Consider the following 20,482-nt stretch of genomic DNA (forward strand, 5'->3'; position numbering starts at 1 on the left):
GGCCCGCTCAGCCGCGACTGTGAAAATGCGGCAGAAATGCCTGTGTCGCGGGCTGTTGTGGATTGTCGATTATATCACCCACCGGTCGCTACTCGACGATAACGCCGTCACGCATGAACACGACACGGTCGGCGACACCGCGGGCCGCAATCGGCATTTCCTATTGCGCTGTGACGCAGGCGATCTCGTCGATCGGAGAGCTAAAAGCCGCAAGGCGCAAAGACCTTGTTTGGAATGCCTCATAGGAAATAAAAAATGCCTGTTTCGCATCCGGGGTATACAACCCCAAAATCGCCATGCAGGTACCAGTGTAACAAATCGCTGCTGCACATGAAGCATAGGAGACGGACACGACCGTCGGTAAAGTTCTGGTCCGGATCTCAACGCACTAACATGATAGGCTTTTAAAGCCTGCCATGTTAGTGTCGGCTCCGCAAAGAAGTACAAAAAGTACGCTGAGAAAGCCCTTCAGGGGCAACGTTTTCTCGGCAGATAGTCCATTGCAGCGCCGCTACCGTAAACGATTGGCATTGGTCTCACGCAGCAATGCTTCGAGACGTTTTTCACCTTCTCGCGTTTGCGCACCGTCGCGCAGACCGCCACGGATCAACTGCTCCGCCGCAGGACGGATGAACAAATCAGCCCATGCGCGATTTTCGATTGCCAAGCCGGGACGCAAATCTGCCGGAGGCAGCACCTTCTTCGCGGCTTCGATAACCCCTTCGGGCAACGTTGCGATATTCTTTGCAAGCGTTTCCACGAATGTGTCGATCTGGTCCGCAGGCAGGGCGCGATTGATCCAACCGTAACGTTCGGCTGTTTCAGCATCGAAAAGATCAGCCCCCAGAACTGCTTCAAGCGCACGATTGCGGCCAAACCGATGCCCGAGATACTGGGTCGCCGCGCCTCCGGGGATGATGCCCATCAGCGCCTCGCATTGCGCGAGGCCCGCCCTGCCAATTTCGGCAAAGCACATATCCGCCGCCGCAACAAACTCCGCCCCGCCGCCCCGCGCCAGCCCCTTGAGCTTGATGATTGTTACTTGCGGCTGATGGCGTAACATCTCAGAAAAGGCCTGAAAGACATTCAGGCCCTCCGGTGCATCTTTCGCAAGTTCATCGAAGGCCTTTGGTTCGTCGATCAAAGTCATGTCCACATGGGCAATGAAAAAATCCGAATTAGCGCTATCAAATACGATGACTTTGATCCTGTCCTCGGCCCGCATTGCCGTGAGAAAGCGCCGCAACTCGGTCATAAGTTGCACATTGAGTATATTAACCGGAGGATTGTCGAGCGTCACATGCGCGACGCCATCGGCAACAACAATTCGGATCGCACAAAAATCGCCGTTCATAATGGTTCCTTTCATGGAAATCAGTTGCGGAGAAGGTATCTAATGGATATCTAGTGTCAATTACGCACTAAAAGCATCCCAGATATCCAAGAGGATACCGATGACGAATGAGAGCGACCCGATTTACCGCGCCGACTGCCCGAGCCGGGAAATTCTCGACCAGATTGCCGACAAATGGTCGATGCTGGTGTTGCAGGTGCTCAACGACGAACCCCGGCGTTTCAACGCGATCAAGCGACGGCTGGAGGGCATCACTCAGCGCGTTTTGACCCAGACTTTGCGCAAACTTGAACGCAATGGGATGCTCACGCGACGGATATTACCTGGACCGCCATTGGGTGTTGAATATGCCCTGACCCCTTTGGGGCGCTCGCTGCAAGCGCCCTTCGCGAGCCTTTATCACTGGACAGTAGAGCACATGGATACAATCCAGCAGCGCCAATCCGAGTTCGATAAACGCTCGTGACTTCCTTCGCGGTATCGGCAAGGTGTTTGCGATAAAAGTGATGACTAAAAAGCGCTGCACCCAATCCCATCGGAATGATGCCGCAACATGGGCTATTGAGAAAATCAGATTCACCACAACGCTCAGAACAAGAAATTTGAGCCAAAGTGGGATTTCGGCTGTGGGTTTTACAAACTGCGGCATAACGGTCACAAAAAAATTACACCGTCAGGCCGGGACCACGTTGGACTTATCGTTCAATCAGCACGCACATTCTGATTGCGGCTGCGCTCGAGCGTCAGTTCAGCAGTGGTCTGGCCAAGCCGTTTCGCCAATTCCCGCATAATCGTGACCGCCATTTCCGGGTAATCGCTAAGGATTTTCGTGAAGTGCTCCTTGCTGATGCGCAAGGTTTCCAGCGGCGTCGCCGCCCTCACCGTGGCGGTGCGCCCCATATCGCACAGAATGCCAATTTCACCGACGATTGAGTTGGGCTGGGCTTCGGCAACCTTGATCGGACCACCAGGTGAATCGACAAGAATATCCGCGCCACCCAAAAGGATCACGTAAGCTGCGTCGGAGATGTCGCCCTGATGGAACAGTGTCTCTCCAGGCTTGAAGGTCATGCGGTCAGAGGTAAAGGCGAGCAGCTTCAGCTTCGCCGGCTCTATACCGGCAAAGAACGGCATGCGCCGCAGCATTTCAACCTCATCCTTCAACAGCATCGATCTTCCCCTTCACCACGCTTTACGACAGCAATTCCTTGAGCGGTCCATCTTCCTCCATCAGCACCTCGTAGGTACCATCCTGAACCACCCGCCCGTGATCAAACACGATAACGCGGTCAAAGTCTCTGGCGAGAGAAAAATTACTCAACGCCCATATTATCGCGGGTTTATGACCTTCTTTATGCAGAGAGTGCATAATATTTCCCGCGATCTGAATCTGGATGCGCTGGTCCAGCGACGGCAACGGCCGATTGAACACCACATAATCCGCATGCTTGAGCAAAGCCCGCGCCATATTGATTTTCTGACGCTGCACGCTGGTCAGTCGCTTGCCGCCCGAACCGACATCAAAATCGAGGCCGATGATCAAGATGGTGCGCTGCTGGCCCGAATCCTCAAAGAGATCGATGAGAATCGTCCGAATTTTATCTGACGCATTCATCTGCCCATAGCTGATCTTGCCGAACAGCAGGTTGTCGAGAAGCGTGGCGTGCTTGATGAAGCGGTCCGGCTCATAAGGCTCGATCACCGCGCGCAGATCTTTCGGCGTATCTCGCAGGAAGCGGGTCCGGGCTTTGACAATTTTGGCTTTCAGCGTTTCGCTCAAAAGGCCGAAACGATGCCGCGGCTCGATATAAGCGAAGCTAAGACGCACGATGTTGACGCGATCATCGTCCGATACCGCATCAACGCTGAGCCCCTTCACCCGCTGCAAAAGCGTCTCGTAATCGGGAATGTCTTCCGGCCGCATGAAGGTCAGTTGCTGGAAAAAAGGGTGATCCGGAGGCAGATCGCGGAAAAGCTCGATAGCATTTTGCGCGATTTCGAGGCTCATAGCGTATAGATCCGCAAGTAGATCGTTCTCGCCGATAACCTCACGGAAAAAAGGATGTGCCGCCAGTTGCCGGATGGTCATAGAAGAGCGGTCGAGTACGCCGAACAACAGATTTTCACCCACTGTCGCCTGCGCATTATAGACATCTGGCTCGAAAGGAATGACAAGTTCGGCCATATCGCTGCCGTCAAGCCGTTGGCGCAGCGCCTGCCTGAGTTCCACGATACGCCCGATGAATTCAGGATGAGCAACCGTATCGACCTTCGACAAAAGCGCTATATCGAAAATGTCATGGGTCACCATCACCGCATCAAGAACGGGTCGCACAATGGCATAAAGCTCGTCCCGCCCCTTAATGCCCATCGCAGCGTAATCGACCCAGTCGCTATTGAGATCGAAATCGGGGTTTCTTGCACGGCGCGCCTCCGCAATTTCCCAGCGCCGTTTTACCGCTTCGTCGCCCTCATAGGCGACCTTGGTCAGCGGGGCGTGTTTCAGCCCGTAGAGCAGATTGTCGCGCAGAGAACCACTGAAGAAATAGCCGTCACCCGATGCATAGGCAATGCGCCGCCCGGTGACGGATTCGGGCAATTCAAGAAGATCGTGACTGTCGATTGAGACCCGCCCGGCCGAGGGCCAGACGAGCCGACCGAGCAGTTCGGCAAACACATCGCTGCCACTGCCCGCAGGCCCGATCAGCGCCACGGTCTCGGTCGGTTTCAACTCGATGCTGATATGTTCCAGAAGCGTCGCGCCGCTGTCGTCCGGCACCGTGACATTGGTGACGACGAGCGGCTGGTCGAGCGGGGAAACTGTATCGTAATGGACGGACTGTACCTTCGGGTCGATGAGATTATCGACGCTGAACTGCTCAACGACCTGCGCATACTTGACCTGCACATCTTGCCGGTTCTGGTCCCAGTCGATGAGTTCCTTGAGCGGACCAGGCAGGTCCTTATAGGCGTTGATGACGGCGACGAGCTGGCCAATGTCGAGCCGACCCTGAAGCGCCAGAAGGCCGCCGATCATGTAGAACAGAAACGGCGTGACCTGCGCCAGGAAATTATTGATGAACTTGACCAGAAATTTCCACTGGTAGAGATCATAACGGATGGTGAAGATGTGGCCCAAACGGTGGGCAATATCGGCGCGCTCGAAATTCGACGTGTCGTTGCTGTGGATGGCGTTGATGCCGTCGACGATCTCGCCCACGCGGCCCGAAAGCTCCCGCGCGGACAGCTGGCGCTGACGTCCCAGTTCCAGAAGCCGCTTGCGCATCCGGGGAATGATGATGCCTTGCGCGGCAACAATGATCGCGGCGATCATGCCAAGCCAGAAATTCTGCATCAGGATGAAGACAAGCGCCGTAACAGCTTGCCCCCCAAGAAGGGCCGGCTGTACAAAAGCATCGCCGGTAAAGCCTCCGAGCGGCTCCACCTCATCCTTGATCATGGTGGCGATTTCTGCAGAACGCACCCGTTTGAAATGGAGTGGCGGAAACCGCAACACCCGGTCCACCAGATCGAAGCGGATGCGGCGCAGCATTCGCTCACCGAGCCTGCCCTTATAGGTATTGATGTAGAGCTTGAAGAGCCCGTTGATCACCACCAGCAGCAGAAACACCATGCTGAGGCCGATAAGCATCTGGACACGGGTGAGCTGCAAGCCACCGAAGAAGACCACCTCGCCCACGATCGGGAAATCATAGGTGATCCGCATGAAAGTCTGCGTCGCGCCCGGCTTCTCGAAACCTATTCCCTGGATGGGGCCGTTGATGATCTGCTTGGGCAGATCGAATGACAGGAAATAAGGGATCATCGAGACGGCGACGACAAAAAGAATCCAGGCTTGCTGGGCGCGCGTCGTGGACCAGATATAGCGGGCTAGGTTTTTTTCCATGAAGTCCCGTTTTGAAATCGATAGCCCGCCGGGCCGTACTGCTATGGTGCCAACGCCGTCAATCGCTCTATATATACCTGTGCATTTTGCGAAGCCTCCTCCGCTCTTGCCAGTATATTTCTAGTGCGTTTGCAGCAAAATGGAAGTATCTCGCCTCACATAAAGGCGGGATAAAAAGATTTCACGCAGCTACACGTTGCAGGCTGCCCGACGCCAGTGACGTTAACGACGGCGATATAGAAAATAGCGCTTTGCCGGGACACTGTGCGGCACCGGCATTGGCGTCAATTCCAGATGATCAAGCGGCAGCCCGCTGGCCGCTATTCCACCTTGTTTCAACAAGTGTACCACGGCATCGGGTAGCCATGTCAGCGTCATGGCGTCCAGATCGTCATGGCCCGTGCCGATATCGGCATGCACAAGCGCTGCCTCGATGCCGAAATAATCACGGACCGTGTCCTTGATTTCACCCACCACCAGATTATTGCTGTCAGGCGTCGAGCTTTCGTAGGATTGCATCACGCGATCAAAGGCGATGATACGGCGATCAGGAAACAGCGCCCTGATATGGTCATATGTGCGACCATTGCCGAGACCAAGTTCCATGATGTTGCCCGGGATCGCGCGCGCATCGTCCGCAAGGCTGTTCAGGATATCACGCTGGGCACAAAGACGGCGGATGAAACTGTCAAGACGACTCATGATTTATTCTTCCTGCATAATAACGGCGACCGCATTCTTCAAAAATGCGTCGTTGCTATGCCTTGACGATGTTGTCGCCGCTGATGCCACGGCGTCCGAACGCATTGCGTGTGTCGATGATCAAGGGCGCCCAAGTGACCAGCGCCTGATAATCGATCTGATCGTGATCAGTCGCAATCAGCACAGCGTCGAAATCTCTGACAGCTTCTTCGGTCAGTTCGACCGAGCTACGGCCGCGCAGCTCGATATATTCGCGTGTTGGCGGAATCGTCGCGACAAACGGATCATGATAGGCCGTCGCCCCTCCGCGAGCCTCAATCAGCTCGATAAGTTTCAGCGACGGGCTTTCGCGAATGTCAGGCACATTTTTCTTATAGGCAAGTCCGATGATCAGGACACGCGAGCGACTGACCGCCTTGCCGTGGCGGCGGTCGAGCGCCTCAGCCAGCCGGTCGACAACATGGCGCGGCATGGCCGAATTAATCTCGCCGGCAAGCTCGATAAAGCGCGTCGGCAGTTCGTATTCACGCGACTTCCAGGTCAGGTAAAACGGATCGATGGGAATGCAGTGACCACCAAGTCCCGGCCCCGGATAGAACGGCATATAGCCGAACGGTTTGGTCTTGGCAGCCTCGATCACTTCCCAGATATCGATGCCCATGGCCTCGTAAACGACCTTCAATTCATTGACGAGAGCGATGTTGACCGCTCTGAAGATGTTTTCCGTCAGCTTCACAGCCTCAGCGGTTGCGTTTGACGAGACTGGGACGACTGTCTTGACCGCTGCGCCGTAAAAGGCCGTCATGAGCTGGGACGCCTCCGGGCCATCGCCAGCCACGATCTTCGGAATGCTCGAAGTTTCGAAATCACGGTTGCCAGGGTCTTCGCGTTCCGGTGAGAAGCCTAGAAAGAAATCCAGGCCCGAACGCAGCCTCGTCTTTTCCAGGATCGGTCGCACCACTTCATCCGTGGTGCCAGGATAGGTGGTGGATTCCAGCACGATCAGTTGGCCGGACTTCAACGTTCGGGCAATCGCATCGCAGGTCTTGACGACGAAGGACAGGTCAGGGTCCCGCTGCTTGGTCAGTGGCGTCGGGACGCAGATGATGATGATATCGCAATCGCCAAGGCTCGCAAAATCAGTCGTTGCGCGGAAACGGCCCTCGCCAACATGCCGCTCAAGCAGCGCATCGGATACGGATTCTATATAGGATTTACTGTCGTCAATCATGACGATCTTGCCGGGGTCTATATCGAAGCCAATGACACGAAAACCGCTATTGGCAACAGTCATCGCCAGAGGCAGACCGACATAGCCGAGGCCGATAACGCCCACACGCGCCGAGCGGTCAGCAATAGCGGTAAACAGGTTTTCGTGAAGCGGGGCAGAATCGGTCAAGATCGTGGCTCTCCGGCAACTAGAGCGCATCCTGAAAAGTGTGAAACGGTTTTCAGACAAGATGCGCGTTAAAACAAAGCTTTAGAGTGCCGGTCTGATTCAATCAGATCGAAACACGCTCTAATGTCTTTCAGTGGCGGATTTGCGGGCTCCATGTCAAGCACGCTGCCTGACGGCAACTGCACGTTCAGCGAAAATCCTTCCTAATTTACTTTGGTGAAACTGGCTTTGCGGCTATTACACGCTATATTAGTCGGCGTGATTTGCTGACGACACGCCATGAAACGGCTGATGGCTGGAAAGAACAAAAAGCGATGGATGTCCCCCGGATTACGGTTTCCGAAACATTGCTCAGTCCAGTTTTGTACTGGCTACAACAGTCCGCGCTGAACGGCGCAAGCCTTGAAACTCTGGCCGAAGGGTTTTGCGACCAGCTCGCAGCGGCCGGTGTGCCGTTGATGCGCGTTCACTTAAGTTTTTCGATGTTGCACCCGCTTTATGACGCGCTCGGTTTCACCTGGATCCGCGGCAAAGGCATGGAAATCGAAGGGTTTCGCGCTTCGGCCAGCGAAAAGGATACAGAGCGCTTTCTCAACAGCCCCTATTTCTATCTTCTTAGCAACAACCTGCCGCATCTGCGTCGTGAAATCGATCCTTCTATACCATCGGAGTTCGAGGTTTTCGATGAATTGAAGGAAATTGGCGCCACCGACTATCTCGCCTTTGTACACTCCTTCGGCGAGGGCGACAGTCAAGGCATGGTCGGCTCCTGGACGACGGATATCCCGGGCGGCTTCGGCGACGACGTGGTTGAAACGCTGCTGAAAATTCAGGACAGCCTTGCTATCGCGGCGAAGATGGCAGTGCTGGGCAAGCTGGCGGACAACGTGGTCACCACTTATCTCGGCAGCAATGCCGGCAAGCGCGTATTGTCTGGCCAGATACGGCGAGGAGATGGGGAGACCATTCGCGCGGTACTCGTCATGGGCGACATGCGTCAATCGACCAATCTCGCCGACCAGGCTGGCCGGCAGGTCTATATCGACACCCTTAACGAATTTTTCGACGCAATCGCTGCGCCATTCAACAAGAATGGCGGCGAAATTCTGAGTTTTATCGGAGACGGCTTCCTTGCCGCCTACCCTTGCGGACGTCACCGGGAACCGTCCGAGATTGCAGCCCGCGCGGCAATGGAAGCCGTGCGGAAGGCCGCCGCCGCCGTGGCGGACATGAACAATGAGCGAAAAAGGAACGGCCTCGACGAAATTCGCTACGGAATGGGGTTGCATGTCGGCAACGTCATGTTCGGAAATGTTGGGCTTAAGGACCGGCTGACATTTTCCACCTTTGGCAGCGCGGTCAATGAGGTGGCCCGTCTACAGGGGCTGACCAGACTTTACCCCGACCATCCAATCATCGCCAGCGAGGCGTTCACCACCTATTCTGGTGGCAACTGGGTGATGCTCGGCGCGAAGAAACTGCGCGGTGTGCAGGAAAAAGTGACAATACTGGCGCCGAGCGCAGAAGACATGAAGTTGGGCAGCGTCGAGGCAACCGGCAAAAACAAATCGGATGCGGGCTCAGAGGCCGAGCAGGTGATGCTGCTTTACCGCAATTCCCGCGATCAGAAGAAGCCCCGAAAACTCGAGGGGAACTTCGTGCAATGATGAAGACATGTGCTATAGCGTTACTTGTATTCACATTCTTTGTCAGAATCCCAGCGGTTGCCGATCCATTGAGTCAGACCCTTTTCGACACTTTCGATGGTCAGGATTTCTCGCCAACAGGCAGGCTTTATTATCGCGACAATCGTGAACAGAAAGCCGGATCGGTCGAGTTCCAGAGTGCGGTCACCCGTACAGGAACTGGCGCGCTGAAACTGAGCGTGCGGTCCGGTTGCGAGGCGACAACAGAAAATTGCAGCGAACGGGCGGAAATCTGGGAAAAAACCGAGCTCCGCGTCCCTTATGACAAAGCTGTCTGGTACGGCTTCGCAGTCAAGTTTGCTGACCCTATCCCCCAGGACGATCATCGCTACGTTATCGCCCAATGGAAGCGTGAGATTGGCCCGGAAGCGAAAGGCGACTTCAGCCCTTTTCTGGCGGTGCGGCTCAATAAGGGCAAACTTTTCATGACGGTGGAAACGAATTATCACGCGCCCATTTCCACGGGAACGAAGGGCACAGCCGCAACATGCGAAAAAGGTTCGACCCCAGTCTGGTTGCGCCCGGAAACCAACCAGATGCGGGCGCTCGTCGCGACCGACAACAACTGGGTTGCCGAAGATGGTAACCTCTTCACGGCGTGCACTGACAAAATCACTGTCACGCCGCGCGGCAACAGCCTTCCCTCTCCAAACTCCGGATGGATCGACTTTGCGATCATGACAAAACCCGGACCGGATGGAACCGGCCATATCGAAATCTTTGCCAACGACCTCTGGATCGCGACAGTCACAGGCTATATCGGCCACAACGATGCCGGATTGGGCAAAAACCAGTATTTCAAATTTGGTCCTTATCGCGCGGCTGGAACCGGCGAATGGTCACTATTCTATGATGATTTCCGCAGATCGGCCAACTGCAAGGACGTCCTGCGCGACAGCAACGCCTGTAGCCTCATCAAGTAACCCCTTCCCGGCAGGCAGCATTCCCGGCGCTTATCTTTCCAATAGGTATGGCGACTACTGGACCAGCGGAATCTAGTCATGGACACATTGACATTCGTGCGCTAGCGTTCATGTCGGGGTACCCGCACCGGAAACATGAAAACGTGAAGGCCCGCAAGCATGATCTCTGGTACGGATCTCTTGAGGATCGAAAATCTGAGCATTTCCTTCAGCCTGATGGGCGGGGAAATCATGGCCGTAAAAAAGGCGGATCTCCGTGTCCTGCCGGGCAAAGTCACGGCCCTTGTCGGTGAATCCGGATCCGGAAAATCTGTTATTAGTCAGTCGGTTATGGGAATTCTGCCGCGCACTGCCTCTGCGAGCGGCAAGATACTTTTCCAAGATCCGGCTATGCCCGGCCAGCCGCCTGTCGACATTCTCAGCCTGCCGGTTGATGGTCCAGAGATACGCGCCTTGCGCGGCAGCCGTATCGGCAAGATTTTCCAGGAGCCGCTGACCTCTTTATCGCCGCTCCACACGATCGGTAACCAGATTTCCGAAGTGCTGTCGATCCATACTAAAGATACAAAGGCCGAGCGACGCGAGCAAACCGAGCAGATGCTTGGCCTTGTTGGCTTTCAAAACCCGGCTCGCGCCTATGACAAATATCCGTTTGAGCTATCCGGCGGTATGCGCCAGCGTGCCATGATTGCCATGGCGCTCATATGCAAGCCATCTCTGCTGATCGCCGATGAGCCAACCACTGCGCTGGATGTAACCATACAGGCACAGATTCTCGAGCTGCTGGGCGAACTACGCGCCAAGCTCAATATGGCGATGTTGCTCATCACCCACGATCTGGGCGTCGTTGCCAATGTCGCCGACGAGGTGGTCGTGATCTATCACGGTGAGATCATGGAATCCGGCCCCGTCGAAACAATTTTCCGCAAGCCGTCTCACCCCTATTTAAAAGGCCTGATGGCCGCCGTGCCCCATTTCGACATGAAGCCGGGCGAGAGACTTAAATCCTTGCGCGATGTGCCTGTCGATGTCACCAAATTGATGGGGAAGAGCAAGACCGCCGATGCGGAGCGCAACAATGTACTGCTCTCTGTACGCGACGTTTCCAAGACCTTCGCCGCTCGAAAAACCCTCTTTTCAAAAGATGACGGACCGCCGACACGCGCAGTCAATGACGTCAGTTTCGATGTCTTGCGCGGCGAGTGCTTCGGCCTGGTCGGCGAAAGTGGTTGCGGCAAGACCACACTGAGCAAGATTCTGATGCGCGCCATCACACCAGATGCCGGTTCAGTCACTTTCAACGGCACTACAGGCCCGATTGATGTCCTCGACGCCAATGGCAGCGAGCTGCAAGCGCTGCGCACTAAAATTCAGATGGTGTTTCAAGATCCGGTATCGTCGCTGTCGCCGCGCATGACGATCCAGAATATTCTCAGCGAACCACTGGAAATCCACGGGCGCGGAAACGCCAAATCGCGGATGGACAAGGTGTCCGACCTGATGGACGTCGTCGGCCTCAACCGGCGCTATCTCAAACGTTATCCACACGGTCTCTCCGGCGGTCAGCGCCAGCGCGTCGGCATCGCGCGATCCCTGGCGCTCGGCCCGGAACTCATCCTGTGCGATGAGCCGGTATCGGCGCTTGATGTGTCTGTACAGGCGCAGATTCTCAACCTTCTCAAGGATTTGCAGAAGGAACTCGGGCTCACTTACATCTTCATTTCGCACAATCTGGCGGTGGTGGATTATATGGCAGACCGGATCGCCGTGATGTGTGCCGGACGGATCGTCGAAATCGCTCCGCGCAGTACTTTGATGCGATCGCCTGTCCATCCCTATACGAAGTCGTTGCTTGCGGCGATTCCATTTCCCGATCTCGACCGTCCACTCGATTTCGGCAAGCTGAGGGCCAGCGGCGCGTCCGACAAGCGCAACTGGGGCATCCAGTTCCGCAACGATGGACCGGAAGATATGTTGACACCGACCGATCTGGGCAATGGGCACCTTGTGCTTGCACGCAAGACAGCCGATGTGCGGGAGTTGAGACCGTGATCAACCGCCGCACTGCTCTGGGCATGCTTGCTTCCTGCGTTCTGCCTGGTGTTTCGCGGGCGAGATCGTTTGACTGGAACTATTCATTTCCGCAGCCGGGTGCTTGGGATCGGCTCGACACGGCCGACCGCCTCCCCAAGACACCGAGAGTCATCAACATGGCCGCCCTTGGTCGAAAGCCCGGTGTCAATGGCGGCATCATCCGGACCTTGATCGGCAACCAGAAAGATATCCGGTTGATGACGCTTTATGGCTATTCCCGTCTGGTCGGCTACGACGAAAAGCTCAACATGCATGCGGATATTCTCGAAAGCTTCGAAGTGATCGAGGACAGGGTCTTCACCTTCAAAATCCGCCCCGGACATCGGTGGTCGGACGGGTCCTATCTGACATCAGAGGATTTTCGCTATTGTTGGGAAGACGTGATGCTCAACACGGAGCTGAAGCGCGGCGGCCCGCCGCGCGTCCTGCTTGTCAATGGAAGGCCACCACGTTTCGAAGTCATCGATGAATTGACTGTCCGATATAGCTGGGACGCGCCCAATCCGGATTTTCTGCCACAACTGGCCGCGCCACAGGCGCTGATGATCGTCCTGCCGTCAAAATACATGAAGCAGTTTCACAAGAAGTATCAGGACAATTTCCGGCTTTCGGCATTGATGAAGCAATACCGCGTCAAAAAATGGGTTGATCTTCACTTCAATATGGCGCGCAGCTATCGTCCCGAGAACCCGGAGCTGCCGACGCTCGATCCGTGGCGCAACACTACTGCATCGCCAGCGGAGCAGTTCGTTTTTGAGCGCAACCCGTATTTCCACCGTGTCGATGAAAACGGTCTGCAACTGCCCTATGTTGATAAAGTGGTTCTGAATATCAGCTCTCCGGCGATCATTGCCGCCAAGACAGGTGCTGGCGAAAGCGACCTGCAGGCACATGGCCTCGATTTTGCCGACTACGCCTTCCTGAAGGATTCCGAGAAGCGATTTCCGGTCAAGGTCAATTTATGGAAACGCACGGAAGGCTCGCGGGTGAGCCTGCTGCCCAACCTCAACTGCGGTGATGCCACCTGGCGGGCGCTGTTCTGGGATGTGCGGGTACGTCGCGCACTGTCGCTTGCAATCGACCGGACCGAAATCAACAAGGCGGTGTTCTACGGGCTTGCCGTTGACAGCGCAAACGCCATCCTGCCCGAAAGTCCGCTGTTCAAACCTGGATACAAGACCGCGTGGAGCGGGCATGATCCGGCCCAAGCAAACGCCCTGCTGGACGCCGCGGGCCTGCAAATGCGTGACGAGAACGGGATACGCCTGCTGCCCGACGGTCGGCCGGCAAAAATCGTGGTCGAAACCGCTGGCGAAAGCACACTGGAGACAGATATCCTTGAGCTGATCACCGATCACTGGCTGGATGTGGGCATCGCGCTGTTCATCCGGACATCTCAGCGTGACGTGTTCCGCAGCCGGGCGATAGGGGGTGAAATCATGATGGCAATGTGGTCTGGGCTCGATAACGGTATCCCGACAGCCGACATGAACCCGGGCGAACTTGCTCCAACCTCGGACGACCAGCTGCAATGGCCGGTCTGGGGCATGTATTACATGTCGAACGGAATGAAGGGCCAGCCTCCGGAAATTCCCGAGGTGAAGCAGCTTATCGCGCTTCTTGCCCAATGGCGGAATACCAGTGACATGACAGAACGAACCGGTATCTGGACGCAGATGCTGGATATCTATTCGCAGCAGGTATTTTCTATCGGCATCGTCAACAGCACGCCGCAACCGATCTTGCGCGCAGACAGTCTCCGGAACGTGCCAGACAAGGGACTTTACGGCTTCGACCCGACTGGCTTTCTCGGAGTTTTTATGCCGGATGCGTTCTGGTATGGTAAGGATGCCTGACCATGCTGCGATACATCCTTTGGCGCATCGCAGCGATGATCCCCACACTGGTGATCATTTCAGCTCTGGTTTTCACCATCATCGAACTGCCGCCCGGCGACTACTTTGAAAGCTATGTGTCGGAACTTCGTGCTCAGGGCGAAGCCGTCGACATGCAGGAAATCGAAGAGCTGCGCGTCCAGTATGGCTTTGATAAGCCGCCAGTGCTGCGCTACTTCCATTGGGTCGCCGGCATGTTGCAAGGCGATTTCGGCTATTCGTTCGAGTACCAGCTCCCCGTCAGCGAGGTGGTCGGCGACAGGCTGTGGCTGACGGTGATGGTGTCGTTTTTCACGATCATCTTCACCTGGCTGATCGCTTTCCCCATCGGCATCTATTCGGCGACGCATCAATATAGCTGGGCGGATTATGGGCTGACACTGATAGGCCTGCTTGGCATCGCGATCCCGAATTTCATGTTCGCGCTGATCCTGATGTATTTCGCCAATATCTCGTTCGGCACCTCCATTGGGCATCTCATGGATCAGAAATATCTGGCCGAACCGATGAGTTGGGCCAAGGCATCCTCAATCCTCTCCCATCTATGGATTCCGGTATTGATCGTCGGCACCGCTGGCACTGCAGGCATGATCCGGCGTCTGCGCGCCAATCTTCTAGACGAACTGCAGAAACAATATGTGGTGACAGCGCGTGCCAAGGGTTTGCACCCTTTCCGCGCTTTGGTGAAATATCCCCTGCGCATGGCGCTCAACTTTTTCATTTCGGATATCGGCTCGATCCTGCCGGCGATCATTTCCGGTGCAGAAATCACCGCAATTGTTCTTTCGCTGGAGACGACGGGACCGATGCTCATCAAGGCCTTGCAAAGTCAGGACATGTATCTTGCGGGTTCGTTCCTGATGTTCCTTGCGACATTGACGGTGATTGGCGTGTTGATCTCCGATATCGCGCTCGCCTTTCTCGATCCGCGCATCAGACTGCAAGGCGGAAGCACAAAATGACATCACCGCTTCCAGAACCCGGCGCGCCGCTACCTCACTTTGTCTCAACGAAGCCTTTCGATCCACATTCAGTCGACGTCATGACCGAGGAGCAAAACCGGCTCTATCGGGCATCACAGCTGCAATTGATGTGGTGGAAATTCAAAAAGCACAAACTGGCCCTCGCCTCTGCGATTTTTCTTGGTGCGCTCTATGTAATGATCGCTTTTGTCGAGTTTCTGGCACCTTACAATCTCCATACACGCAACGTTGACTTCATCTATAGCCCCCCGCAGGCCGTTCGCCTTTTTCACAACGGTGATTTCATCGGACCATTCGTCTATGGGCGCAAGATGACGCTCGATATGGACACGCTTCGACGCGTCTACGTGGACCAGAAAGACCAGGTCGAGCCGCTGCGGTTTTTCTGTTCGGGTGATCGCTATAAATTCTGGGGCGTGGTCGCGACGGATTTCCACCTTGTCTGCCCCGCGAAAGGTGGGCAGATGTTTCTTCTCGGCACTGACCGCCTCGGGCGCGACGTGCTGTCGCGCATTCTCTATGGCGCTCGCATTTCGCTTACAATCGGCGTAATCGGCATCGTCATCAGCTTTACGCTGGGAATTGTTATCGGCGGCCTAGCTGGTTACCATGGTGGCGTTTTCGACCTCATTGTTCAGCGAATCATCGAAGTACTTCAGTCTATTCCAAGCATACCTTTGTGGATGGCCCTCGCCGCCATCATGCCTATTACATGGAGCCCAATGCTGATTTACCTCGGTATCACCGCCATCCTCGGACTGCTCGACTGGACGGGGTTGGCGCGTGCCGTGCGTTCCAAACTGCTTTCACTGCGTGAAGAAGACTATGTGCTTGCGGCCCAATTGATGGGTGCAAATAGTCGCCGCATCATAGGGCGGCATCTCATTCCCGGCTTCATGTCGCACTTGATCGCGACTGCAACCATGTCTATTCCGGGCATGATCCTCGGTGAAACTGCGCTGAGCTTTCTCGGACTGGGTCTGCGGCCGCCAATCACAAGCTGGGGTATCCTTCTGACAGAAGCCCGCAGTGTAAGTGTCATCGTCTTCTACCCCTGGCTGCTGTTTCCGATCATTCCGGTCATCCTGGTGGTTCTGGCCTTCAATTTTCTGGGTGACGGCCTCCGCGACGTCGCTGATCCGTATAGTTGAGGTGGATATTCATATGCTGAAAAATTTCCCATATCACGGGTTGCGTCACCAAATGACCGCGAGGCTCGCATCATGACGCGCCGCCTGGAGGATGTCCGCATTCTGATGTATAGCCACGACACGTTTGGACTGGGCCATTTGCGGCGCTGCCGGACAATCGCCCATTCGCTGGTCGAGGACTATCGCGGTCTGAATATTATGATCATATCCGGCGCCACCATTGCCGGTGCGTTTGACTATCGCGCGCGTGTCGACTTCGTCAAAATTCCAAGCGTGATCAAGCTGCGCAATGGAGAATACGAGTCAATGGAGCGGCACACCGATCTTCATGACACGCTAAAGATGCGCCAATCGATCATCCGTCACACGGCCGAAACGTTCCAGCCCGACATTTTTATCGTCGATAAAGAACCGATGGGCATGAAGGGCGAAGTCGAGGAAACACTCACCTATCTCAAGACACGGGGAGCAATGCTGATCCTTGGCTTGCGTGAAGTCATGGACGCGCCGCATCTGCTCGATGCCGAGTGGAAGCGCAAGAATGTGATGGACAAGATCGACAAGCTCTATGATGCGGTATGGGTCTATGGTCCGCCGGATTTCTATGATCCGCTGGTTGGGCTCGACGTGCCCAAGAGTGTCCGCGACAAAATGAGTTTCGTCGGCTTCCTGCAGCGTAGCGTCTCCACCCATGAACTCCCGGACCATCGTCCAAAGGGTGACTACATCCTCGTTACGACGGGTGGAGGTGGTGACGGCGCCGATCTCGTCAACGATGTCATACGCGCCTACCAGCACGATCACACGCTCCAGCACAAGTCACTCATCGTGCTCGGACCTTACATGCCCGCGAAAAAGCGTCGCAAGATGATAAGCAAGAGCCGGGCGATCCCCCATATCGAGGTTATCGAATTCGATAACAGGATGGAAGAACTTGTGGCTGGCGCCAAGGCGGTCGTCGCCATGGGGGGTTACAATACCTATTGCGAGATTCTGTCCTTCGACAAGCCAGCGCTGATCGTTCCGCGCGTCCTTCCGCGTGAAGAACAGTTGATCCGCGCCCGGCGCGCCGCAGAGCTGGGACTGATCGATATGTTGCTCCCAAGCGAATCCGAAGACCCGGTTCGCATGGCAGGCGCGCTCAAAGCCCTGCCCAGCAGACCCGCACCTTCCAAGAGTGCGCTTAAGGGGTTCAGACTGGAAGGCTTGCCGCATATTTCTCAAATTGTCGGGGACCTGATGGATCGACGTCAGCCGAACCACCTGTCACTCGTCAAGGGATAATCGCGTGTCATATCGCCGAAAAACGGTCGTGGTGCTAAAGGGATATCCGCGCCTGTCTGAAACATTCATCGCCCAGGAATTGCTTGGGTTGGAACAGTCGGGTTTCGATCTGGTTCTCGTGGCTTTACGGCGACCAACAGATAAAAAGACCCATCCGGTGCATGATGAAATTCGTGCGCCAGTACACTATCTGCCTGAATATCTACGCGATGAACCGCGCCGTGTTCTGGCGGCACTGATCGCCTGTATGCCAAGACCCGGTTTCTGGCGTGGTTTGACGGCTGTTCTCAAGGATTTTCGAAAGGACCCCACACGCAATCGTATCAGGCGTTTTGGACAGGCCGCCGTTCTTGCGGCGGAGTGGCCCGAGGGCGCGGAATGGATTCACGCACATTTTATCCATACTCCAGCATCCGTTGCGGCCTATGCCAGCCAGATCACCGGCATTGGATGGACATGCTCGGCTCATGCCAAGGACATCTGGACTTCGCCGGATTGGGAGTTGCAGGGCAAACTCACCAGCACACGCTGGACGGTAACCTGTACGCATTCGGGCTTCAACCATCTGCGCCAGCTTGGAGGCCCCAAGTCCAATGTGCATCTGAGCTACCATGGCCTCGATCTTGCCCTGTTTGGACCGTTCGAGGGAAGCCGCTCACTCCGCAATGGCAGTGAGGCCGATGATCCTGTCAGAATCCTGAGCGTCGGTCGCGCCGTCGAGAAAAAGGGCTATGACATTGTGCTGAAAGCACTCAGCCTGCTGCCCGATGATCTCCACTGGCGGTTCGAGCACATCGGTGATGGAGACAGGATCGCCAGCTTGAAAGCACTTGCAGGCGAGCTGGGGATCGCTGAAAAGATTCAATGGAAGGGCGCGCTCGACCAGAAGGACGTTCTCGCTAGCTATCAAGCCGCCGATATCTTCGTGCTCGCTTGCCGGGTTGCCGCGGATGGAGACAGGGATGGTCTGCCGAACGTGCTGGTGGAAGCCTCAAGCCAGGGGCTGATCTCGGTCTCCACCAACATTTCCGGTGTGCCGGAATTACTGATAGACGGGGAGAATGGCCTGCTTGTTGCGCCTGAGAATCCCCAAGCCTTGGCTAAAGCGATGGAAACAGCGATCCGCGATGCGAACTTCCGCCATCGCCTGGGGCGTGCCGCCGAAAAGCGGGTGCGAACAGAATTCAACTTCCACAACAGCATCCGTCAATTGAAATCCTTGTTCGAAACAGAATGGAAGCCGAGCAAATGAGACAATCGACGGCAAGACCGCGCGTGTTGTTCTATGTCCAGCATCTGCTCGGCATCGGTCATCTTGCGCGCGCCAGTCGCATTGCCCGTGCACTGACACAAGACGGTTTCGACGTCACCATGGTCACCGGCGGCATGCCTGTCCCGGGATTTCCGGGGCCGGAAGTAAGCCATGTCGCATTACCAGCGATTGCTTCGGGCGATGCAGGGTTTTCCGGTCTTGCCGACGCCTTTGGCAACCCGCTGACCGATGAATTCAAAGCCGAGCGCCGTGACAAGCTGCTTGTCACATTTCGGGATGTCCAGCCCGATATCGTCATCATCGAGGCATTTCCTTTTGGACGGCGGCAAGTTCGCTTCGAACTGATCCCCCTGCTTGATGAGATCAATGCAATGACGCCGAGACCATTGGTGTTGGCCTCGCTGCGCGATATTCTGCAGGAACGCGCCAAACCCGGTAGAGACGAGGAAAGTGTAGCCCTGGTGCAACGTTATTTCGATCACGTGCTGGTTCATGGCGATCCGCAGTTTGCCCGTCTGGAGGATAGTTTTCCGCTGCGTGCAGAGATTGCCGACAAGGTTATCTATACGGGCCTTGTCGCCGCGCCACCGCCCTCGCCGCCTGCGGAGACCTTCGATATCGTCGTTTCGGCTGGTGGCGGTGCTGTCGGCGCCCTCCTGATCCGCGCTGCACTTGAGGCTGCAAAGCGCCTGTCGCCTGACCTTTCCTGGTGCATCGTGACCGGGCCCAATCTGCAGCAATCGGATTTTGACGATATCGCGGCGGAAGCACCGAACAATGTCCGCATCTTCCGATTCCTGCAGGGTTTTCCAAGCCTGCTGCTCAAGGCTCGCTTGTCAGTCTCTCAGGCCGGATACAATACGGTTTGCGATATCCTGCGTGCAGGTTGCGGATCGTTGCTCATTCCTTTTACGGCGGGTGGCGAAACCGAGCAGACGGCACGCGCACGGCATCTGGAGAAGCTCGGCCTCGCGTCGGTTCTCACGGAAGATGAGCTATCAGCGGATAGCATGACCGATGCCATAGGCAAGGCACTTGCCGCGCCTCGTTTGCCAGCTCACAACCTTGATCTCTACGGCGCTCATCGCACCGCAGAGATTCTGCATAGTCTTCTGGCAGCGCGCTAGACGCTGCCGATCAGCATGAATCTAGTATATTTCTTCATGGGCAGCGCACCGGCGAAGGCAATCGTTCCCAATGACGCCTGATCTATGAACTCATCCAGCGACGCGACACAATTCACATGGGTCGGTTCGCTAAAATAATCGTTCGATTGCAGGAGAACGCGGGTTCCCTTGGGCAACAGCGACAGCCAGGCAGGCAGATCAGCAATATGTTCGCAACTCGTGTTGATCACCAGATCAGCGCCGAGTTTCGCATAGGCAAGATCATACATATCGGCAGTCAATGCCCGAAACCGATCTGTCCACGCGCTGTTCAAGGTATCAGCGACAGCGCCAACATCGGGATCGATATCAAAACTGTCGATCGCCTCGATCTCGAAGCGCGGATCTTCGAAAAACATCGCGGCCAGAACGCCATACCAGCCACCAAGTATGACGATGCGGCCGAACTTTCCGCCGACGGCTTCAAACAGCGATTGCCGCGCCCAAATCTTGCAGACCACTTGCTTGTGGTTGAAGGCATTGCCAAGGTCCGCTTCGGGGTGGCGGGCGACGACCCGCGACAAACCTTTGATCAGCGGGCTCGATGTGTATGCGGCCACACCGCGCAAAATATCAAATGCGCTTTCATGCCAATCAATGGTAGTCGCGTTTGCGTCGAATGTGTCCATCATGGGTAAGTTGTAG

The 20,482-nt window shown here is 55.7% G+C and carries 16 protein-coding genes and 1 pseudogene; 10 read left to right on the top strand and 7 right to left on the bottom strand.

Translation table 11 applies throughout. From position 1 onward, the window contains the following. Window positions 1–7: 7 nt before the first annotated feature. Together ACTJKP_RS17815 and ACTJKP_RS17820 are read right to left on the bottom strand one after the other, a co-directional pair. Window positions 8–145: pseudogene (locus tag ACTJKP_RS17815) on the bottom strand (amino acid ABC transporter ATP-binding protein); the annotation flags it as partial. A gap of 366 nt (window positions 146–511) precedes the next feature. Beyond that, window positions 512–1,354, bottom strand: a complete 843-nt coding sequence (locus tag ACTJKP_RS17820; RefSeq protein ID WP_440631620.1) for an enoyl-CoA hydratase/isomerase family protein — start codon at window positions 1,352–1,354, stop codon at window positions 512–514. A gap of 100 nt (window positions 1,355–1,454) precedes the next feature. Between ACTJKP_RS17820 and ACTJKP_RS17825 the strand changes: the two genes are divergently transcribed. Then, on the top strand, window positions 1,455–1,820 hold the full coding sequence (locus ACTJKP_RS17825; RefSeq protein ID WP_440631621.1) for a winged helix-turn-helix transcriptional regulator: 366 nt from the start codon (window positions 1,455–1,457) through the stop codon (window positions 1,818–1,820). A gap of 236 nt (window positions 1,821–2,056) precedes the next feature. On the opposite strand, the gene ACTJKP_RS17830 is transcribed toward ACTJKP_RS17825, so the two are convergent. From ACTJKP_RS17830 to ACTJKP_RS17845, 4 genes are all read right to left on the bottom strand, one after another. Next, window positions 2,057–2,524 carry a cyclic nucleotide-binding domain-containing protein gene (locus ACTJKP_RS17830; RefSeq protein WP_440631622.1) on the bottom strand — a complete coding sequence of 156 codons (468 nt, stop codon included), beginning with the start codon at window positions 2,522–2,524 and terminating at the stop codon, window positions 2,057–2,059. Between the two features lie 22 nt (window positions 2,525–2,546). After that, a complete protein-coding gene (locus ACTJKP_RS17835) occupies window positions 2,547–5,261 on the bottom strand; it encodes an ABC transporter transmembrane domain-containing protein (RefSeq protein ID WP_440631623.1) in 2,715 nt (904 codons plus the stop codon). 222 nt (window positions 5,262–5,483) lie between these two features. Next, a complete protein-coding gene (locus tag ACTJKP_RS17840; protein ID WP_440631624.1) occupies window positions 5,484–5,963 on the bottom strand; it encodes a class I SAM-dependent methyltransferase in 480 nt (159 codons plus the stop codon). A gap of 55 nt (window positions 5,964–6,018) precedes the next feature. Beyond that, window positions 6,019–7,392: a nucleotide sugar dehydrogenase gene (locus tag ACTJKP_RS17845; RefSeq protein WP_440631625.1), complete on the bottom strand. Its 1,374-nt coding sequence runs from the start codon at window positions 7,390–7,392 to the stop codon at window positions 6,019–6,021. Window positions 7,393–7,676: 284 nt separating this feature from the next. Here ACTJKP_RS17845 and ACTJKP_RS17850 point away from each other — a divergent pair, with 284 nt between their 5' ends. From ACTJKP_RS17850 to ACTJKP_RS17890, 9 genes are all read left to right on the top strand, one after another. Next, a complete protein-coding gene (locus ACTJKP_RS17850) occupies window positions 7,677–9,029 on the top strand; it encodes an adenylate/guanylate cyclase domain-containing protein (RefSeq protein WP_440631641.1) in 1,353 nt (450 codons plus the stop codon). Then, complete coding sequence (locus ACTJKP_RS17855) at window positions 9,026–9,991, top strand: polysaccharide lyase (RefSeq protein ID WP_440631626.1); 966 nt, start codon at window positions 9,026–9,028, stop codon at window positions 9,989–9,991. The genes ACTJKP_RS17850 and ACTJKP_RS17855 overlap by 4 nt, the downstream gene beginning before the upstream one ends. A 159-nt stretch (window positions 9,992–10,150) precedes the next feature. Continuing rightward, a complete protein-coding gene (locus tag ACTJKP_RS17860; RefSeq protein ID WP_440631627.1) occupies window positions 10,151–12,043 on the top strand; it encodes an ABC transporter ATP-binding protein in 1,893 nt (630 codons plus the stop codon). Beyond that, a complete protein-coding gene (locus ACTJKP_RS17865; RefSeq protein WP_440631628.1) occupies window positions 12,040–13,941 on the top strand; it encodes an ABC transporter substrate-binding protein in 1,902 nt (633 codons plus the stop codon). The genes ACTJKP_RS17860 and ACTJKP_RS17865 overlap by 4 nt, the downstream gene beginning before the upstream one ends. A 2-nt stretch (window positions 13,942–13,943) precedes the next feature. Next, window positions 13,944–14,942 carry an ABC transporter permease gene (locus ACTJKP_RS17870; protein ID WP_440631629.1) on the top strand — a complete coding sequence of 333 codons (999 nt, stop codon included), beginning with the start codon at window positions 13,944–13,946 and terminating at the stop codon, window positions 14,940–14,942. Continuing rightward, window positions 14,939–16,114 carry an ABC transporter permease gene (locus ACTJKP_RS17875; protein ID WP_113534492.1) on the top strand — a complete coding sequence of 392 codons (1,176 nt, stop codon included), beginning with the start codon at window positions 14,939–14,941 and terminating at the stop codon, window positions 16,112–16,114. The genes ACTJKP_RS17870 and ACTJKP_RS17875 overlap by 4 nt, the downstream gene beginning before the upstream one ends. Before the next feature lie 72 nt (window positions 16,115–16,186). Further along, window positions 16,187–17,398 (top strand): glycosyltransferase family protein, encoded by a 1,212-nt coding sequence (locus tag ACTJKP_RS17880; protein ID WP_078340099.1) that lies wholly within the window; start codon window positions 16,187–16,189, stop codon window positions 17,396–17,398. A gap of 4 nt (window positions 17,399–17,402) precedes the next feature. Further along, window positions 17,403–18,650 carry a glycosyltransferase gene (locus tag ACTJKP_RS17885; RefSeq protein WP_440631630.1) on the top strand — a complete coding sequence of 416 codons (1,248 nt, stop codon included), beginning with the start codon at window positions 17,403–17,405 and terminating at the stop codon, window positions 18,648–18,650. Further along, on the top strand, window positions 18,647–19,798 hold the full coding sequence (locus ACTJKP_RS17890; protein WP_440631631.1) for a glycosyltransferase family protein: 1,152 nt from the start codon (window positions 18,647–18,649) through the stop codon (window positions 19,796–19,798). The genes ACTJKP_RS17885 and ACTJKP_RS17890 overlap by 4 nt, the downstream gene beginning before the upstream one ends. Here ACTJKP_RS17890 and ACTJKP_RS17895 read toward each other — a convergent pair. Further along, complete coding sequence (locus ACTJKP_RS17895; RefSeq protein ID WP_440631632.1) at window positions 19,795–20,469, bottom strand: class I SAM-dependent methyltransferase; 675 nt, start codon at window positions 20,467–20,469, stop codon at window positions 19,795–19,797. The genes ACTJKP_RS17890 and ACTJKP_RS17895 overlap by 4 nt on opposite strands. Window positions 20,470–20,482 lie beyond the last annotated feature (13 nt).

It is taken from the genome of Brucella sp. 22210, assembly GCF_052045675.1.
GTDB lineage: Bacteria > Pseudomonadota > Alphaproteobacteria > Rhizobiales > Rhizobiaceae > Brucella.

Bases quoted from the DNA above. Each gene is read 5' to 3' on its own strand.
- ACTJKP_RS17820 (WP_440631620.1), bottom strand. From the start codon at position 1,354: ATGAACGGCGATTTTTGTGCGATCCGAATTGTTGTTGCCGATGGCGTC.
- ACTJKP_RS17825 (WP_440631621.1), top strand. From the start codon at position 1,455: ATGACGAATGAGAGCGACCCGATTTACCGCGCCGACTGCCCGAGCCGG.
- ACTJKP_RS17830 (WP_440631622.1), bottom strand. From the start codon at position 2,524: ATGCTGTTGAAGGATGAGGTTGAAATGCTGCGGCGCATGCCGTTCTTT.
- ACTJKP_RS17835 (WP_440631623.1), bottom strand. From the start codon at position 5,261: ATGGAAAAAAACCTAGCCCGCTATATCTGGTCCACGACGCGCGCCCAG.
- ACTJKP_RS17840 (WP_440631624.1), bottom strand. From the start codon at position 5,963: ATGAGTCGTCTTGACAGTTTCATCCGCCGTCTTTGTGCCCAGCGTGAT.
- ACTJKP_RS17845 (WP_440631625.1), bottom strand. From the start codon at position 7,392: ATGCGCTCTAGTTGCCGGAGAGCCACGATCTTGACCGATTCTGCCCCG.
- ACTJKP_RS17850 (WP_440631641.1), top strand. From the start codon at position 7,677: ATGGATGTCCCCCGGATTACGGTTTCCGAAACATTGCTCAGTCCAGTT.
- ACTJKP_RS17855 (WP_440631626.1), top strand. From the start codon at position 9,026: ATGATGAAGACATGTGCTATAGCGTTACTTGTATTCACATTCTTTGTC.
- ACTJKP_RS17860 (WP_440631627.1), top strand. From the start codon at position 10,151: ATGATCTCTGGTACGGATCTCTTGAGGATCGAAAATCTGAGCATTTCC.
- ACTJKP_RS17870 (WP_440631629.1), top strand. From the start codon at position 13,944: ATGCTGCGATACATCCTTTGGCGCATCGCAGCGATGATCCCCACACTG.
- ACTJKP_RS17875 (WP_113534492.1), top strand. From the start codon at position 14,939: ATGACATCACCGCTTCCAGAACCCGGCGCGCCGCTACCTCACTTTGTC.
- ACTJKP_RS17880 (WP_078340099.1), top strand. From the start codon at position 16,187: ATGACGCGCCGCCTGGAGGATGTCCGCATTCTGATGTATAGCCACGAC.
- ACTJKP_RS17890 (WP_440631631.1), top strand. From the start codon at position 18,647: ATGAGACAATCGACGGCAAGACCGCGCGTGTTGTTCTATGTCCAGCAT.
- ACTJKP_RS17895 (WP_440631632.1), bottom strand. From the start codon at position 20,469: ATGATGGACACATTCGACGCAAACGCGACTACCATTGATTGGCATGAA.